This is a genomic window from Nocardia cyriacigeorgica, assembly GCF_005863245.1.
In the GTDB taxonomy this organism is placed as follows: Bacteria; Actinomycetota; Actinomycetes; order Mycobacteriales; family Mycobacteriaceae; genus Nocardia; species Nocardia cyriacigeorgica_C.
Genome location: NZ_VBUT01000004.1, coordinates 364,714 through 383,018 on the forward strand (window position 1 = coordinate 364,714; position 18,305 = coordinate 383,018).

An 18,305-nucleotide genomic window follows, 5' to 3' on the forward strand; every position below is an offset into this window, starting at 1 on the left:
ATCGGTTGGTCGAACACGAAGTCTCTCGAACAGCCATATCGGTCGACGACCCGGCCACTGTTTCAGCGTGCCAACCGAAAAAGCGGACAGGGCATTCGGCCCGCCGCGGCATGCACCGCGACGGGCCGGGAAACTCACTCCTCCGGGGCGTCCGGGAAGGCTTGCTGGGTGTAGCCGCCCCGCAAGGTGCCGCCGATGTACTCGGCCTTGCAGGCCCGGCGCGCGATCTTGCCGCTGGACGTGCGCGGAATGGAACCCGCCGGCACCAGCAGCACATCGCGCACGGTGACGCCGTGCCGCTGCGAGATGGCCGCGCGCACCGCGTCGGCGATCGGCTGCGGATCGGCCTTGCCCGCACCCGGACCACGCTCGGCGACGATGACGAGCTGTTCGGAGGCGTCGTCGGCGTCGAACTTCAGCCCGGAATGGCTGCCCTGTTCGAAGACCACGGCAGGCAGCTGATTGGCGGGCACCGAGAACGCGGCGATGAAGCCGGGGCGCAGCGCCTTGCTCGCCTCCTGCGCGGAGTATTCGAGGTCCTGCGGGTAGTGGTTGCGTCCGTCGACGATGACCAGGTCCTTGACGCGGCCGGTGATGTAGAGCTCGCCGTCGAAGTAGACGCCGTAGTCGCCGGTGCGCATCCAGTTGCCGTCGACCGGGGCGCCCTCGGCGTGGCTACCCGATTCCTGACGCTGGGTGAGCTTGTTGTGGAACGTCGCCGCGGTCTCGTCCGGGCGGCCCCAGTAACCGATGCCCATGTTGTTGCCGTGCAGCCAGATCTCGCCGACCCGGCCGTCGGGCAGTTCGTGGCCGCCGCCGTCGGATTCGACGGTCTCCGGGTCCACGATCACGGCCCACTGCGACAGCGCCACATAACCGCAGGACACCTGCGCGATGGCGTTGGGGGCGCTCGGATCGACCTTGACCATGCGGCCGGCGTTGAGCTCGTCGCGGTCGACGTAGGTGACCTTGGCCTCGTCCTCGGCCTTGGTCGCGGAGACGAACAGCGTCGCCTCCGCCATGCCGTAGCAGGGCTTGATCGCGGTCTTGGGCAGACCGTACGGCGCGAACGCCTCGTTGAACTTCTTCATCGACGAGGTGGTGACCGGCTCACTGCCGTTGATCAGGCCGATCACGTTCGACAGGTCAAGGGATTCGCCGTTCTTGGGCAGGCCGCGGGCGGCGGCGTGCTCGAAGGCGAAGTTCGGCGCGGCCGCGAAGGTACCGGCACCGTCGGAGACCGCGGCCAGTTCCTTGATCCAGCGGTACGGGCGGCGCACGAACGCGCTCGGCGACATGATGGTGATGTATTTGCCGCCGACCGCGGGCAGGATCACCGTCAGCAGGCCCATGTCGTGGAACAGCGGCAGCCAGGTGACGCCGCGGGAATTCCAGTCCAGATTGATGGCGTCGACCATCTGCAGCAGGTTGGTGCCGACGGCGCGGTGGGTGATCTCCACACCGGCCGGGACCCGGGTCGAACCCGAGGTGTACTGCAGGTAGGCGATGTCGTCGACCGCGATATCCGGGCGGACCCAGCTCTCCCCGACGCTGTCGGGAATGGCGTCGACGGCGATGATGCGCGGGCGCTGAGCGGCGGGCAGCGAGCGGAAGAACTGACGCACCCCGGCCGCGGAGGAGCTCGCGGTGAGGATGGCCGACGGTTCGCAGTCACCGAGCACCGCGTGCAGGCGGTCGGTGTGGCCGGGCTCGTCTGGATCGAACAGCGGCACCGAGATGGTGCCGGCGTAAATGGCGGCGAAGAAGGAAACCACGTAGTCCAGGCCCTGCGGTGCGAGGATCGCGACCCGGTCGCCCGGGTTGGTCACCTGCTGCAGTCGGGCGGCCACCGCGCGCAGGCGCACCCCGAATTGCTGCCACGTCAGCTCGTGCACCTCACCGTCTCGCTCGCGCGAGTAATCGATGTAGCGGTACGCGAGCGTGTTCGCGTCATTGCGTGTGTGCTTCTCGACGTGATCGACCAGGGTGCGATCTTCGGGAATTGTGATGTTCCCGTTTTCGTCCAGGTAATCGTCGAAAGTCTCGTCCATTCCTTCTCCTCCGAGGCACACGCAGCCAGACGACGACATTCGCCGCTGTTACCTGTGAGGCCCCGACTCGCTTTCGCCCGCGGGAGCCCGGGTATCAACCGAGCCGGCCCTGCAGATTTTTGTTGCGGTCTGCGCGGTGACCGCCTATCGGCTAGATGTTCTCAAACCAGAGACATGTTACAGAGAAGAGCCACTCACTCGTCCCGCAGCAAGGGAATCACGGGGGCGAACGCGTCCATCTGGGTGGGGAACACGCCCACGTACGACATCCCTGTGAGTTGGCGCACCCGGCGGATCTGTTCGGCGATTTCCTCGAACGAACCGATGGCCACGTAGGGCGAGTTCAGGATCTCCTCGACCGTGAGCTTCACGTCGACCTCGAGATCGGGGTGCAGGCCGCGGTCGATCGCCGACAGCGCCATCTCCGCGGTCTTCTCGCGGTCGTCGGTGATGACGATCGCGGTGATCGCCCAGTTCAGCTCGATCTGATCGAAGCGCTCACCGGCGGCTTCCTTGATCAGGTTCACCTTCTCGATGGTCTTCTCCATGGTGATACCGGAGAGCAGACCCTTGCCGTTCTTGGTGGTGACCGGAACGACGGAGATGATGTCGGCGTGCTTGGCGGCCAGGCGCAGCATCTTCGGGCCGCCACCGCCGGTGCACAGCGGCGGACGCGGGCCCTGCCGCGGACGCGGAGTCCCCTTGATGCCGTTGACCTGGTAGTACTTGCCCTGGAAGGTGCATTCCTGACCGCGCAGCAGCACGTCGAGGATGGTCAGCGCCTCGTCCAGCTTGGCCAGGCGGATACCGGGCGAATCGTATTCGAGCCCGGCGGCGAGGAACTCGTCCTGCTTCCAGCCCGCGCCGAGCCCCACCTCGAGCCTGCCCTTGGACAGCACGTCGATGGTGGCCAGATCCTTGGCCAGCACCACCGGGTTGCGGAAACCGTTCGCCAGCACCGAGGTGCCGAGGCGGATCCGCTCGGTGGCCTGGGTCAGCGCGCCCAGCGCGGCGATCGGGCCGATCTGGTCACCGAGGTGATCGGGAACGACGAAGGTGTCGAAGCCGTACTCCTCGGCCTGCTGTGCGGTCTGAATGAACTTCCGGGCACCGCCCTCTTGCTTGTTTCCCTCACCCGCAGCCGCGAAGCGGAACGGACGCAGTGGCGAACCCAGCGCGCTCAACTCACCAGCCGGTGCGGCGGCTTCAGTCATGAACTCATGCTCCTGGCTATCGGAAATTGCCTGCGCGCACCCGCCGCCTGGAACGGGGCGGGCTCGCGATCATCAGCGCACTTTACAGCGTGACGTTGGCATCGGACCGCGGCGTCCGAAGTTCTGCCGACCTCACGAATGCGGGGGCCGCGGAGCCGCCTCGATCAGGCCACTTGCCCAGGTGGCGGTCCACTGGGTGGCGGTGGCGCCATTGGGATCGACCACAAAACCGTTGTAGAGCGCGTGCACCGGATTGCCCACCGCACCGATCAGGGTGGTGAGGCTGCCGACGATGTTCGTCGGGCGCAGCGCGTCCCGCGGAGCATCACAGATCAGGTCGCTCGGCGCGCAGATCGTGTAGGTGCGATCGGCGACCGATCCGAACCCGCCCGGCCGCGGCCCCGTCATGGTGATGCCCGGGACGTTGAGCCCGGCCAGCGCCACCTCGGCGCCCACACCCGGCGGGACCGGACCGACCGGAATCGCATTGCCGGGACCGGTGTCCCCGGTGCGGCGGCCGTCGGCGATCAGGGTGACACCGAGCAGCAGATCTGCGGGAATCGGGCCGTTACCCGCGCCGACCTGGGCCGCGATATCACCGGCGATCACCGCGCCCTGCGAGAAACCGGCGAACACATAGGAGGTCAGCGGGCATTCGGCGTGGCGGTCGGTGAGCGCGTCCACCATCTTGCTGGTGCCTTCGGAACGGCTGTTGTTGTAGGACTGTTGACCGTCCGGCGGGAACGCGATCGGGTTCGAGAACTGCGCGACATACGGCACGGTGAAGATATCGAGCCGCTCGGCCGGGAACTGTTCGCGCAACGGCCTGGTGACGTTCAACATCAGCGAGGCCGGGTTGGCGGTGGGATTGTGCGGATCGTCGTTGCTGGCCGACTCCCAGGTGCCCGGCACCGCGATCATCTGCACGTCCGGGCAGCTCGCGGGCTGGCTGGTCGGCCGCTCCTCGGGTGGCTTGGGACCCGGTTCCGGTTCCCGTAACCGCCCGGCGAGCAGATACCAGGCCAGCACCACCACGATGACCACCAGCACCGCGAGTGCGAGCAGCACCAGGCAGCCCACCGGCCTGGACCGGCGGGATCTCGAACCGCGACGCGCGCTCACTGACAGTACGTCTGCTTCGCGACGTCGATGTAGATCTTGCCTGCCTGCTCGACGGGCATCTTGGACGGATCGAACGCCGGGTCGGCGCCGGCCATGGCGTTGGCGTAGATCGCGATCTGATCGTCGGGCTGACCCGCGGCCACCGCGCCGCAGATGTAGTTACCGATGGTGATCGCGTCCTGCGGGTTCGACGGGTTGACGCCCTGCTTGTTCAACTCGGCGAGGAACTTCTTCTCCTTGTCGCCGAGGTCACCGGTCTCGGCGGGCGGCAGGTCCTCGGCGGGCACCGGCGCCGGACGTTCCTGCGGCGCGGGCGCCGGGGTGGCGTCGGCGGTGGGCTCGGCGGGCGGAACCGATTCACCTTCGGGCTCAGGGGCGGCGGATGCGGATCCGGGCGCCGACGTCGCCGCCGACGTGGAGGGGGTCAGCGTCGGCGTGCTCGACGCCGTCGAATCGTTGTCGCCGCAAGCGGCGAGCAACCCGGATGCGGCGATGGCCACCGCAACGCCGACTACCTTGCCACGGGTCCGATACATGAAAGTCCTTTGTCTTTGGCCGCTGGCGCGGCGGGGTTTGCGGCCCCGGATGTCTCGTGTTTCCGCGGCCGCTGCTTGCCTTCGGCGTGCGCAACGACCGCGGAAACACGAGACGGGCCGCAAACCTCTCAGGTTTTCCGGGGGCGAACACCGAGGGTAATACCCAGTCAGGGATACGGCCGCTCGGCTTGGAAGTGTGGCACATGACACAGTCATCGAGGCAACCGCGCCCGGACTCCCCCGACCGGTGCCGACCTGGCCGGAGCTCAGGGGTGCACTTGCGCCTTGCCGTCGCGGATGGTGATGAAGCCGGTCTGGAAGTTCTGCTGAACGCCGCCGGGAATGGCGAACTCGTCGCTGATCGGGAAGCCGAGGCGGCCGTTCTCGTAGCCCGCGTCGCGCCAGGCGTCCATGATCGGTCCGTTGCGCACCGCCCAGGCGCCCGACAGCGGGCTCCAATAGATGCTGCCGCCCTCGAAGCGGCTGTAGCGGCCGAGGTCCTTCAGCGGCTGCTCCGGCGAGGCCGGGAAGCCGAGCCAGCTGTTCTCGAAACCCATCTCGGCGTACTTGCCGAGGATCAGGCCCTCGACCCGGTGCACACCGGTGGCCGGGCTGAAATACATCGGCCCGCCCTCGAATCCCTGCACCGCGCCGTCACGATTGGGGGTCTTGATCTCCGGCCCAGTCGGGTAGCCTGCGGGCCCACCCTCGAAGCCCTGCCTGCCCCACTCCTCCAGGATCGCGCCACGCACCACCTGTGCGCCGGTCTGCGGAGTCCAGTACAGCGAACCATGCTGGAACGTCTGCAATCTGCCGCGCCCGTCGGGCAATCCGCGTTCCGGGCCGGTCGGCAGGCCCAGCGCACCGGCCGGTCCCGCGGCCGCCTGATAGCCGCCGCCGATCATGCCCGCGACCGGATGTGCGCCACCGTCTTTCGAGAAGAACACCCGGCCGTGCCGGAAGTCCTGGGCCACACCGCCGTTCACCGGGTACTCGCCGGTCAAGCAGTCGCCGAGCCAGCCGTTGGCGGCGACCACCGGGCCGATCGCCCCGCCCACCTCGCAGGCGGGCTTATCGGCTTCCACGCCGAGCGCGGCGGCGGCCTGCGGCCAGGACTGGCGCATCTCGAAATCCCAGTACGGCCACGAATGTGTGCCGGAGGCACGGTAGTTCACCTGCACCGGGATGCTCAGATCGCCGAGCTTGGTGACGAAATTCTGCGACGTCATCCGGGACAGGATCTCCAGGCCCATACCGGCCAGATTGGTGCTCACCCCCGGGATCACACCGCTCGGGGCGTCGTGCGGGCCGGTCGCACCGGAACCGCTGGAGACGTAGAGGCTGATCCCCTTCAGCTTCTCGGCCAGCACATACGGGTCGTGCTCCTCCCACAGCGGGCTGGTCGGCGGGCCCCACATCGCGGTGGAATCGAACCCGCCGGCATCGCGCATGGCGAACTGGATCGCCTGCGGCATACCGAGCGTCGTCGTGGTCAGGAAGCCGGAATAGGAGGCGGCGTACTTGACGAAATCCTTGTTGCGGGCGGCCAGGAACATGGCGGCGGTGCCGCCCATCGACAGCCCTTCCATGCCACGCACATTCGTGGCCCGCCACTGGCCCTCCAGCAGCGGCGGAAGTTCCTTGGTCAGGAAGGTCTCCCACTTGTAGTTCTTGCCGTTGTTGGGCTCGAGCCAGTCGGAGTAGAAGCTGGACTGCCCGCCCACCGGCAGCACAACGGTGACGTTCTTGTCGGCGAAGAAATCGACCGCGCCCGCATCCTTGATCCAGCCGCTGACCTCCTCGGTGGCGCGCAGGCCGTCGAGCATGTACAGCACCGGGAACTTCGCGTCGGGGCGGGTGTTCCAATCCCTGGCCAGTAGCAACCGGACCTGGATGGGTGCGCCCATGGCGGGCGAGTTCACCCACAGCTCGACATGCCGGTCGGTGTGCCAGATGACATTGCGTATCGAGGCCGGCGCTGCGGCGGTGACCGCGGGCTGGGCGTCGGCGGCGGGCGCATGCACCACGCCGAGACCCGCCGCGAAGGGCAGCACGAGCCCCGTGGCGAGCGCGGGCAGGAGCGTGCGCGGCTGCCGGCGCAACCGTGCGCCGCCACCCTGCCTACCGCGCGACATACCTACCACAGGGATGTTTGTACCCCGGTCGGGCCGCGGTTCCGTGGATGACGCGCCCATAGCAAACCATTTGGTTCGGCGCCGGTTACCGGTCGCCGGCTCCGGCCGGACTGCCGTTGGAGCCGTATTCGCTTACCGCACAACCGAACACGGGTCACCACACAGCAAACGGCGCCGCCCGCTTCCGAGGAAACGAGCGGCGCCGTCGAGCGCGTCAGCGACCGATGATCACCAGCCGCCGGTGGCGTCCAGGAACATCTTGCGGGAGGCGAACAGCTGGCCCTCCCAGTACTTCCAGCTGTGCGTACCGGCAGCCGGGAAGTCGAAGTGCGCCTGGATGCCGAGGGTGCTCAGGCGGGCCTGGAAGGCGCGGGTGTTCACCAGCGACAGCGCCTCGAGGGCCATCGCGTTACCGGTGTTGAACACGCCGATCGCCGAGTTCGGGTGATCGTGCGGGCCGGGCAGGCCGCTGGCCGCCGAGATGTACATCGGCAGACCCTTCAGCTGCGGCGCGAACACGAACGGGTCCATCCGCAGCCAGGCCGGGCTCCACGGCGCGGCCATCGAGTCGACGTTGTAGCGGCCGGCGTCCAGCATCGCGATGCGGATGGCCTCACGCATACCGGGCGCGGAGATGTTCAGGTAGCCGGAGTAGGACGCGGCGGCCTTGAACTGATCGCGGTGGTAGGCGGCGAGGGCCAGGGCGGCGCTACCGCCCATGGACAGGCCTGCGACCACATTGTTGGTGCGGGAGACGCCGTAGCCCTCGAGGAAGGTCGGCAGCTCCTTGGTCAGGAAGGTCTCCCACTTGTAGGTGGTCTTCTGACCGTTGGTGTTGGACGGCGCGTACCAGTCGGCGTAGAAGCTGGACTGGCCGCCGACCGGCATCACCAGGGTGATGTTGTCGTTGGCGAACTGCTGCATCGCGTTGGTCTCGAACGACCAGGCGTTGCGGTCGTCGCGGGCGCGCAGGCCGTCGAGCAGGTAGAGCGCGGCGTTGCCACCACGGGCGGCCCACTGCACCTGAACCTTGATCGGACCCATGCTGGACGGAACCATCAGTTCCTCGTAGCCACCGGCGGGCGCCCGCAGCGCGGGGCCGTGCACCGGAGCCGCGATGGCGGCGGTCGGAGCAGCCACACCCGCGGCGATCGGCAGCGCTAGCGCCGCAGCGCCGACGGCCAGAATCCGGTTACGCCAACTGCGAGGCGCGCCTCGCCGTCCCGTGGTCCTCTTCGGGGCGGCCGCCCTGCCGAAACGCATGAATCCTGCTCTCTTTCTGCTGTTGTGGAGCCACCCGCGGCTGCGGGCGACACCCGTTCTGTGTCAACGAGACGCCGCCGGGGCCTGTACCCGAATCCCGACCTTCCGGTACAGCCGTCGACGGCGCTACAACGATCTGGTCACACTGATGCTCGCTGGACGATATTCGACCCCCGAATCGTTAGCAAGACCCGGGTTGATCTGCCTGGCCGAAAATCCGTCCGCGACAATCGGTGATCGTGCGGTGACACTACCGTGTCCCGTGGTTGATGTCGCGACGGACCTCATTATTTGTTCGTTATCCCAAATCAACGGGCGCGCACCAAGATCACCAACGCCGGTGGAACCTTCCGTTCCGCCGGATGAAGTGATCATGAACGGGCCGCAGCGAACTCCACGCGACGTCGGACCCGGCAACTTTCCCGCGTCCTTCGCACATCGCACATCGATTCGAGGAATAGCGGTAGAAATGCGCCGGAAATAGCCGGACAGCATGAATTAGGGCCCTGTCCGGACACCCGTGACGGGTGCACCGATCAGGGCCCTGCCGAATGTGCGGGTCAGCCGATATGCGCCGACAGATCCGGCGTCATCCGGGCAACTTCCTCGGCCCAGTAGGACCAGGCGTGAATACCGACGTTCGGGAAGGAATAGACCACATTGTTGGCGCCGAGGGTCGCCATCCTGACCTGGAAGGCGCGGGTGTTGGCCAGCGCCAGTGCCTCGAGCGCCATGCCGTTGACGGTGCCCGCGGTAGGGCCGTCGGCCGGGCCGGGCAGACCGCTGCCCGCGGAGACCCACAGGCGGGTGTTGTGGTCACGCAGCAGCGGCGCGAACACGAACGGGTCCATCCGCAGCCACTGCGGGCCCCACGGCGGCGCCATCGAGTCGACGTTGTAGCCGCCCGCGTCGAGCATCGCCATCCGGATCGCCTCGCGCATACCGGGCGCGGAAATGTTGAGGTAGCCCGAGTAGGAGCCGGCGAAGCTGAACTGGTCCGGGTGATAGGCGGCCAGCGTCAGCGCGGCACTTCCGCCCATCGACAAACCGAATACGCCATTGCGATTGGGATTGAAGCCGAGCCGGTCGCGCAGCGCCCAGCGCAGATTCTGGGTCAGGAAGGTCTCCCACTGATACCGGTAGCTCTTACCGGGTCCCGCGGCGAGCGCGTTGAGCGCGCCCGAACCCGACGACGAACCGGTGCCCGGCGGGATGCCGGCGAAACTGCTCGGCGCATTCCAGTCGGCGTAGAAGCTGGACATACCGCCGACCGGCATCACCACATTGATGTTCCAGTCGGTGAGCAGTTGCGCGACGTTGGTGTCGATCTCCCAGCCGCTCAGCGTCTCCGGGGCGCGCAGACCGTCGAGGGCGTAGACCACCCGGTTGGTGTTGCCGTCCTTGGCGCGGAAGACGCGCGATTTGATCGGGCCCATCCCGGAATCGACCCAGAAATCGAAACCGGCGGGGTTGAACGCCGCCGAGGCGGGCGCGGCCGGACCCGCTATGGACACCCCCATGGGGACGAGCATCGCCGCGGCGACACCTATCGCCGCACGTTTCACCCATGAGCCGGACCGCGTCGTTCTACCGGGCCTGCGCGCACTTCGCATTCGACTAGACCTTTCGCCTGAACGGCCGGTCAGCAATCGTATGGCTACGACACCGGCCTCCTCATCGGACACCGGGTGACCGCGTCGGACGATCGTGAAACGCGCCCACCTGTGTGCATGTTCCTGATGTATCAATCGACAATGAATGCCTCCATGTTGCTGGATGGTGATCCATCCCACAACTGCGGCGGGCTTCCGTATGCACATTCGTTGCCGCGCGGTGGGCGGACGTGCCCCGAAACGAGACCGGCCGCCCGGCGCGCGATGCGCCGGGCGGCCTGCGATATCGGACCCGTTGCCTAGCCGATGTGGGCCGACAGGTCGGGGATCATCCGGTAGACCTCGGACTCCCAGTTGCGCCAGTTGTGCACACCGACGGGCGGGAAGCTGTAGGTCACGTTGTTCGCGCCCAGCGTCATCATCCTGACCTGGAAGGCCCTGGTGTTGACCAGCGCGAGCGCCTCCAGCGGCATGCCCTGGATGATGTCGAGTGGCGCGGTGGCGTCGGCCGGGCCCGGCAGGCCACTGCCCGCGGCGACCCACAGCCTGGTGTTGTTGGCCTTGAGTCGCGGTGCGAACACGAACGGATCCATCCGCAGCCACTGCGGACCCCACGGCGGCGCCATGGCGTCGATGTTGTAACCACCGGCACTCAGCATGGCCACACGCAGCGCCTCACGCATACCGGGCGCGGAGATGTTCAGGTAACCGGAGTAGGAGCCGGCGAAGCTGAACTGGTCCGGGTGGTAGGCGGCCAGGGTCAGCGCGGCGCTGCCGCCCATCGACAGGCCGAAGACGCCGTTGTTGTTCGGGTTGAACCCGAGCCGGTCACGCAACGCCCAGCGCAGGTGCTTGGTGAGGAAGGTTTCCCACTTGTAGGTGTTGGTCTTGCCAAGGGTCTCGGTCCAGCCGGAGGAACCCGTCGCGGCCGAGCCGGACGACGAGCCCGACGACGAACCCGCCGAACCGGTGTTCAGGCCGAGGAAATCGCTCGGGCCGTTCCAGTCGGCGTAGAAACTCGACGGACCACCGACGGGCATGACCACGTTGATGTTCCACTTGGTCAGCTCACGGACGACCTCGGTCTCGATCTCCCAGCCGTTCAGGTCGCCACGGGCCCGCATACCGTCCAGGGCGTAGACGACCCGGTTGGTGTTGCCGTCCGCGGCGCGGAAGACGCGGGACTTGATCGGCCCCATCTCCGAATCGACCCAGAAGTCGATTCCGGCTGGGTTGAATGCCGCCGACGCCGTCGCGCCGGGGCCTGCCACCGACGCCCCGAGCGGTAGCAGCACTGCCAGCGACAGGAGCATCGATCGCTTCAACCAGGAACCGGCTCTTCGGACTCCCGGTCGGCCACCGTGCGCTCTGCGCGCGATCACGCCTCGCATGTGTTCTCGGCCTTTCGTCATGCGGCGGTCGCCGCGTTCCTCGGTGCCACCGTGCCCCGGCCCACGTTTCGGGCAGGACACGGCGGGGTACCACGGCAGCCTAACCCGTGACCTATGCCAGGGCGTTATCAAAACGAGACAAAGTGAGGCACGCCGCTTTGTTTCCGGCGTGTCGATAACGCGCTAGCGCGGTGGCTGCGGGTAGGGATCGACCAACCCGCAACGCTGGATCTCGTACTTGGGCACCCGCTCGATACGGTACTTCGCGAAGTTCAGCGCGTTGCGGAGGTTGTGCTTGAACCGATCCCATGTCAGCTCGTCGCGGTAGGACAGCAGCAGGGCGTGGGTCTGCGGGCACGACATCGCCACCCGCGCCTGGGTCACCCACTTCTCGTCCAGGTACCAGGGCATCCACGGTTTCTGGTCCACCATGCCGGTATCGACGATCACCCAGTCCGGGAACAGGCTCTTGTCGTGGCCGATGCGGCCGTCCTCGAGCCGTTCGGTGTGCGCGGCCAGCGGGTAGGCCAGGCCCATCGGGTCGATCACCCGCACGTCCAGCGGGACGTTCATGCTGGTCATGCCCAGGTTCAGGAAGTAGACGGTATGGCCTGCGCCGCCCTCGGGGATGGGCTGCGGCGGCGGCGCGACGTACCAGAACATGAACGACGGCGAATTCAGCAGCAGCCCGCCGTTGGGGTTGGCCATGATGTCGTTGACCATCGGCCGCATCCGGGCGTAGTCGAGGTAGTCCTCGGCCAGGATCGGATGGTCGTGGCCGGTATTGAGCACGTAGTAGACGCGCTCGTCGACGATGCCGGACGAGCTGATCTTGGTGCCGGTGGTGATCGCGGTGGTCCCCATGGCCAGCAGCGACCACACCACCGTGCCGACCAGCGCCAGCGAGGTCAGCACGAACGCGCCGCTGCGCGCCGAGATCGACCGGAATCCGGCTTCGGGCAACCGCACCGGCAGCACCATGACCGGGGCGAGCAGGCAGAACAGTTGCGACAGCAGCATCCGGCCGTGCATGAAGTCGCCGCCGACACGCAGCGCGTAGATGGTCAGGATGACGCCGCTGCCGAGCATCAACGCGACGACGGCACTCGGCGAACGCAGCCACCGCCGGAACCGGAGCGTCCAGCGGGCCCGTGGCTCATCGGAGTGCTCGGCCTGCTCGGCGCCGGCCCGTCCGGCGCGCGCCGCGACGATCCCGGCGATGAGCAGGATCAACAGCGGAACCCACAGGAAGTACGGCCCGACCAGATCCCACAGGTAGGTGAAACCCTGCTCCCATTTCGCACCGCCGGCATCCTTGGCCACGGCCGTATTCGGGTACGGCAGACCGTAATAGCCCATCCGCCAGATCTGGTAGCCCAGCGGCAGCAGCCCGGCCACCGCGACGATGATCAGCCGCAGCACGCCCGGACGCAGCCGCCCGGCGGGCATCGGCGCCAGGAAGATCATCAGCAGCGCCAGGCCGCCGACCAGCGTCATCTCCGGACGGATCAGCGGCGCCAACCCGGCGAGGAACACCAGTCCGAGCAGGCCGGGCACCCGCACCCGTTCGGCCTGACTCCACCGCACCATCAGCCAGAACAGCAGGCCGAGCCAGCAGATGACCAGACCGCTCTCCAAACCGGAGGTCACGTAGTCACGAGCAGGCGGCACCGCGATATAGACCAGCGCGCCCGCCGGCAGCAGCAGCGCCGACGACGATCCGCCCCACAGCCGCGCCGAGCCCAGCATGGCGAACACGATCGCCAGCACCGACAGCGTCAGCGCGACGCCGAGCACCACGTACTCCAGGCGCGCCTGCGTGAGCCAGCTGAAGAACCAGACGATGTAGGTCCATGCGGTGCTGGTGTTGGTTTCGACCCGCTCGCCCGCATTGAACACCGGGCCGTTGCCCGCGAGCAGATTGCGCACGGTGCGCAGCACGATCAGGCCGTCGTCGGCGATCCAGCGGCGTTGCCAGCCACCGATCGCGAACAGTGCGGCGGTCAGCGCCACCCCACCGACGAATGTGGCCCGGGATAGTCGGGCGATACGCGAAGCCGGGGCGGTCTGCTCCTCGGCAGCCGCCCGGTCCGCGTATTCGGTTCCCTCCGCTCCCGCTACCAGCATCTCGTCAGGTGAGATAGACAGCGACACCTACCGCTCCGATCCAGGCGATTGCGAGGAACTGGAGGACCCGGTCCCCCAGCGCGATCTCTTCGGGTTCGCCGGCCTCGCCGCCATCGACGTCGACCGCGTACCGCAGGATTGCGATGGTAAACGGAACCATCGAGATGGCGTACCAGTTCGTGTTATTGGCTTCGCCCTGCTCGAAGGCCCACAGGCCGTAGAACACCACGACCGCGGTCGCGGCCAGCGTCCAGATGAAACGCAGATAGGTGGGCGTGTAGTACTCGAGCGACTTGCGGATCTTGGCGCCGGTACCCAGCGCGATCTGCAATTCGGCATAGCGCTTGCCCGCCGCCATGAACAGCGAACCGAAGGCCATGATCAGCAGGAACCACTGCGACAGTTCGATATCGGCGGCCGCACCACCGGCGACGGCGCGCAGCAGGAAGCCCGAGGACACGATGCAGATGTCGAGCACGGCCTGATGCTTGAGACCGAAGCAGTAGGCGAGCTGGATGCCGATGTAGACCGCCATCACGACCGCGAGCTGCCAGGAGGCCAGCAGCGAACCGAGGATCGAACCGGCCAGCAGCACCACCGCCAGCAGGTAGGCCAGGTTCACCGGCACCACACCGGCCGCGATCGGCCGGTAGCGCTTGGTCGGGTGGGCGCGGTCGGCCTCGACGTCCATCGAGTCGTTGACCAGGTAGATGCCCGAGGCCGCCATGCAGAACACCACGAACGCGATCGCGACATGGGCGAGCACCGAGGCGTCGCCGAGCACGTCGGGGCCGGCGGCCAGCGGCGCGGCCAGCACCAGGACGTTCTTGACCCACTGCCGGGGCCGGACCGCCTTGATCAGGCCACCGGCCAGAGTCTTGGGCGGGCCCTTGACGACGGCTTCGGCCAGATCGGCGCCGGTCGGCTCTTCACTCATCTCAACCAAGGCCTTTTCTTCAGTGGTCATGTTTACGCGCCCGTCGCGAAGCCAACCGCTTCTCGGTCCCGAGCAGCGCGGCAGCCGACGCCGCACCGAGCGCGGAACCGGCGAGCACGTCCGAGGGGTAATGCACCCCGAGCACGACCCGGGACAGCACCATCGGCGGGACGAGCACCGCAGGCAAGGGTAGCCCGGTCAATCTGCCGAGCAACACCGCAGCGGCGGCGGTGGAGGTCGCATGCGAGGACGGGAAGCTGAGCTTGCTCGGCGTCGACACGTTGACCTGCACCGACGGATCGTTCGGGCGCGGACGCCGGACCACCCGCTTGATCACGATCGAGGCCGCGTGCGCGCCGACCGCGCCGACCGCCACCCCGGCCCACTGCCTGCGGCGCGGCTTGTCGACCAGCCAGCCGGCGGCGGCGATGCCGACCCAGCCGAGCGCGTGCTCACCGAAGTGCGACATCGCGCGGGCCGCGGAGACGACGGCCGGGTTGGCGCCGATGGTGCCCTGCACGGCGTTGATGATCGCGACCTCGCGCGGGACCTCGACGTATTCGCCGCTGCACGCGCAGGCGCCGCCGCAGCCCTCGTCGGCCGGGTCGACCAGGGGCAGGCTCGGGTTCATCGCGTTCACTTCTCGGTTCCGTTCTGACTGACGCCGAAGGTCTTCTCCCATGCGGCCGCACTGGTCAGCTCGGCATGGGCGGCCCGGTAGCGCTGCTGCATCTCCGGGAAACGGGCGGTGAGTTCCTTGCGCAGCCGCAGCGCTTCCTTGAGCAGCTCGGCCGCCTTGCGCGGATCGCGCTTGCGGTAGACGACGCCGCGGCCGTCGGCCGTGGTCACGGTGACGCCGTCGACCTGTGAGAGCAGGAACCAGCGGGCGTCCAGTGTCGGCACGTTCAGCTGCGGGGTGTCGTGGTTGGCCGGGTCGACCTTGCGGAAGTTGTGCACCACACCCTTGGCCAGGCGCGCCACCTTGGCCAGCGGATTGCCCGGCTCGCCGACCGCGCCGACGCTGTGATGGCTGGCCATCGGCAGCTCCGTCGACGACGGCAGCACCACAGCGTCCGGGTACTCCTTGCGCATCGCGTGCACCTTGCCCAGCGCACTCGGCAGCAGATCGAACAGGCCCTCGGGCCCGGCGAGGAAGTCGCGGATCGCCTCGTTCTGGATCGCGACCGTGGAGTACTCGAGGCAGAGCAGATGCTTGAGGGTGGCCTTGATCGTGTTCACGACCATCGGCTTGCCGTCGCCCGGCAGATGCAGCGCGGCGACCACCAGGCGGTTGCGCAGATGGAAGTACGCCTGCCAGTCGATGGCGTCGTCCTTATCGCTCCACGCCATATGCCATACGGCCGCACCCGGCAGGGTGACCGTCGGATAGCCGGCCGCGCGGGCCCGCAGGCCGTACTCGACGTCATCCCATTTCAGGAACAGCGGCAGCGGCTGACCCAGCTCCTCGGCCACCTGACGCGGGATGACGCAGGTCCACCAGCCGTTGAAGTCGACGTCGATGCGCCGGTGCAGCAGCTTGGAATTGTCCCGGTCGCGCAGCGGGTACTTGGAGAAATCGTGGTCGTATTCGACGTTCGGCGCGGCCGTCCACATGAAGATGCCGCGGTCGACGACCTCACCCATGGTGTGCAGATGCGAGCGTTCCTGGAGGTTGAGCATCTGCCCGCCGACCAGGATCGGCGATTTCGCGAACCGGGAGAAGGCCAGCGCGCGCAGGATCGAATCGGGCTCGATCTCGATGTCGTCGTCCATGTAGACGATGTACTGGGCGTCGGTGGTCTTCAGCGCCTCGTACATGACCCGGCTGTAGCCGCCGGAACCGCCGAGGTTGGGCTGATCGTGGATGGCCAGCCGGTCGCCGAGCACCGCGGCGGCCTCGGCGAAGCCCGGTTCGTCGACGACCTTGCGGTTGCCCTGATCGGGGATGATCACGGCCTTCATCTGGTCGAGCACCAGCGGATCCGAGCCGAGCGCCTCGAGGGTCTTCACCGCATCCGTCGGGCGGTTGAACGTCGGCATGCCCACCGCGATGCTGCCGTCACCCGGCGCCTCGACCGGGGCGTACCAGCCACCGGCCAGCAGGGTGACCGCGGTGTCGGTGGTGATGTCGAACCAGATCCAGCCGCCGTCCTCGAACGGCGCCAGTTCGGTCTCGAACTCCACGAACACCGAATCGGCGCCCGGATTCACTGCGAACTCACGGCCCTGCACGTGGATGCGGGAACCGTCGGCCTTGGACCGGTAGACGTCGACCCGGCCATGCCCGGCCAGCTCCAGCCGCAACACCACCGAGCTCAGGATGCTCCACCGGCGCCAATAGCTGGCGGGCAGCGCGTTGAAGTAGGTGCAGAACGACACCTCAGACTCCGCGCCCACCGACAGCGAGGTGCGGGTCGGTGCGTGCGCGCGCCGGGCGTTGGTGGGCGATTCCTCCAGGTAGAGGGTCCGCACGTCCAGCGGTTCACCCGGGCGCGGCAGGATGATGCGTTGCAGCAGCGCCTTTGCTCGGGTCTCCGTCGTCATCTCTTCCAGAATCGGTTGCGAGGTCATTCGTTCCCTGTGGTCGCGGCGTGGATTCGGGGCCTGCGCACCTACGCCTGCTCGCTGTCGGCCAGCGGCGCGCCCGATTCCAGATGCGGCCTGAGCACATTGTCGAACATGCTCAGCGCGCTACCGATGGCCATATGCATGTCCAGGTACTGGTAGGTGCCCAGACGACCACCGAAAAGCACCTTGGCCGTTGCGGTTTCGTTCTTGGCGCGCTCGCGGTAGGCCAGCAGCTTGGCGCGGTCCTCCGGCGTGTTGATCGGGTAGTACGGCTCGTCGCCGGTCTGCGCGAAGCGGGAGAACTCGCGCATGATGACGGTCTTGTCCTCCGGGTAGTCGCGCTCGGGATGGAAGTGGCGCGGCTCGATGATGCGGGTGTAGGGCACGTCCGCGTCGTTGTAGTTCATCACCGAAGTGCCCTGGTAGTCGCCGGTGGGCAGGACCTCGGTCTCGAAGTCGATGGTGCGCCAGCCCAGCTCGCCCTCGGCGTAGTCGAAGTAGCGGTCCAGCGGGCCGGTGTAGACGACCGGCGCGTCCGGGTTCTCGGCGCGGATCTGATCACGCACGTCGAACCAGTCGGTGTTCAGCCGCACCTCGATCAGGTCGGAGGCGGCCATGTTCTCCAGCCACTTCGTGTACCCCTCCTTGGGCAGGCCCTCGTAGGTGTCGTTGAAGTAGCGGTTGTCGAAGGTGTAGCGCACCGGCAGCCGGGTGATATTGCCCGCGGGCAGTTCCTTCGGGTCGGTCTGCCACTGCTTGGCGGTGTAATCGCGGATGAACGCCTCGTAGAGGGGGCGCCCGATCAGCGAGATCGCCTTCTCCTCGAGGTTCTGCGCGTCGGCGGTGTCGATCTCGGCCGACTGCTCGGCGATCAGCGCCTTCGCCTCGTCCGGGGTGAAGTAGCGCCCGAAGAACTGCGAGATCAGGCCCAGACCCATCGGGAACTGGTAGGCCTGCCCCTTGTGCATCGCGAACACGCGGTGCTGGTAGTTGGTGAACTCGGTGAACTGGGTGACGTAATCCCAGACCCGCTTGTTCGAGGTGTGGAACAGGTGCGCACCGTACTTGTGCACCTCGATCCCGGTCTGCGGATCCGGCTCCGAATAGGCGTTACCGCCGATGTGGTGGCGACGGTCGAGCACCAGCACCCGCTTACCGAGCAGCGTGGCGGTGCGTTCGGCAACGGTCAGCCCGAAGAAGCCGGAGCCGACCACGATCAGGTCGAAGGTGGAATCGGAGGACGCGGAGTTACCGGGGGACGATGCGACGGTCACGGGAGCCCAGAGTATCGGACTTCGCCGTGAGGTCCGGGCCGAGTCACGGGGTGCACCCCGACCAGGGCCGCTGC

13 protein-coding genes are annotated in these 18,305 nt (G+C 67.4%); all 13 read right to left on the reverse strand.

The window, feature by feature from the left end; genetic code table 11:
* Window positions 1–134: 134 nt before the first annotated feature.
* Window positions 135–2,051 (reverse strand): long-chain-fatty-acid--AMP ligase FadD32, encoded by a 1,917-nt coding sequence (gene fadD32 / locus FEK34_RS11625; RefSeq protein WP_138447849.1) that lies wholly within the window; start codon window positions 2,049–2,051, stop codon window positions 135–137.
* A gap of 194 nt (window positions 2,052–2,245) precedes the next feature.
* Window positions 2,246–3,265 (reverse strand): LLM class F420-dependent oxidoreductase, encoded by a 1,020-nt coding sequence (locus FEK34_RS11630; RefSeq protein ID WP_014348444.1) that lies wholly within the window; start codon window positions 3,263–3,265, stop codon window positions 2,246–2,248.
* 132 nt (window positions 3,266–3,397) lie between these two features.
* Window positions 3,398–4,387: a cutinase family protein gene (locus FEK34_RS11635; protein ID WP_432760945.1), complete on the reverse strand. Its 990-nt coding sequence runs from the start codon at window positions 4,385–4,387 to the stop codon at window positions 3,398–3,400.
* On the reverse strand, window positions 4,384–4,923 hold the full coding sequence (locus tag FEK34_RS11640) for a DUF732 domain-containing protein (protein ID WP_138447851.1): 540 nt from the start codon (window positions 4,921–4,923) through the stop codon (window positions 4,384–4,386). The genes FEK34_RS11635 and FEK34_RS11640 overlap by 4 nt, the downstream gene beginning before the upstream one ends.
* 266 nt (window positions 4,924–5,189) lie before the next feature.
* A complete protein-coding gene (locus FEK34_RS11645) occupies window positions 5,190–7,058 on the reverse strand; it encodes an alpha/beta hydrolase-fold protein (protein ID WP_249359005.1) in 1,869 nt (622 codons plus the stop codon).
* Window positions 7,059–7,286: 228 nt separating this feature from the next.
* Window positions 7,287–8,321 (reverse strand): alpha/beta hydrolase, encoded by a 1,035-nt coding sequence (locus FEK34_RS11650; protein ID WP_249359007.1) that lies wholly within the window; start codon window positions 8,319–8,321, stop codon window positions 7,287–7,289.
* A gap of 560 nt (window positions 8,322–8,881) precedes the next feature.
* Window positions 8,882–9,934 (reverse strand): alpha/beta hydrolase, encoded by a 1,053-nt coding sequence (locus tag FEK34_RS11655; protein ID WP_138447853.1) that lies wholly within the window; start codon window positions 9,932–9,934, stop codon window positions 8,882–8,884.
* Window positions 9,935–10,233: 299 nt separating this feature from the next.
* The gene (locus FEK34_RS11660) at window positions 10,234–11,325 is read right to left on the reverse strand and encodes an alpha/beta hydrolase (protein ID WP_432760946.1); all 1,092 of its coding nucleotides are present in this window, start codon (window positions 11,323–11,325) and stop codon (window positions 10,234–10,236) included.
* Between the two features lie 183 nt (window positions 11,326–11,508).
* A complete protein-coding gene (zomB, locus tag FEK34_RS11665; RefSeq protein WP_138448128.1) occupies window positions 11,509–13,452 on the reverse strand; it encodes a flagellar motor control protein ZomB in 1,944 nt (647 codons plus the stop codon).
* A 4-nt stretch (window positions 13,453–13,456) separates the two neighbouring features.
* Window positions 13,457–14,389 (reverse strand): decaprenyl-phosphate phosphoribosyltransferase, encoded by a 933-nt coding sequence (locus tag FEK34_RS11670; RefSeq protein ID WP_138448127.1) that lies wholly within the window; start codon window positions 14,387–14,389, stop codon window positions 13,457–13,459.
* A 19-nt stretch (window positions 14,390–14,408) separates the two neighbouring features.
* Window positions 14,409–15,020, reverse strand: a complete 612-nt coding sequence (locus tag FEK34_RS11675) for a phosphatase PAP2 family protein (protein ID WP_249357818.1) — start codon at window positions 15,018–15,020, stop codon at window positions 14,409–14,411.
* Between the two features lie 5 nt (window positions 15,021–15,025).
* The gene (locus FEK34_RS11680) at window positions 15,026–16,960 is read right to left on the reverse strand and encodes a glycosyltransferase (RefSeq protein ID WP_138447855.1); all 1,935 of its coding nucleotides are present in this window, start codon (window positions 16,958–16,960) and stop codon (window positions 15,026–15,028) included.
* A 41-nt stretch (window positions 16,961–17,001) separates the two neighbouring features.
* Window positions 17,002–18,231: a UDP-galactopyranose mutase gene (gene glf, locus FEK34_RS11685; protein WP_138447856.1), complete on the reverse strand. Its 1,230-nt coding sequence runs from the start codon at window positions 18,229–18,231 to the stop codon at window positions 17,002–17,004.
* Between the last annotated feature and the right edge of the window lie 74 nt (window positions 18,232–18,305).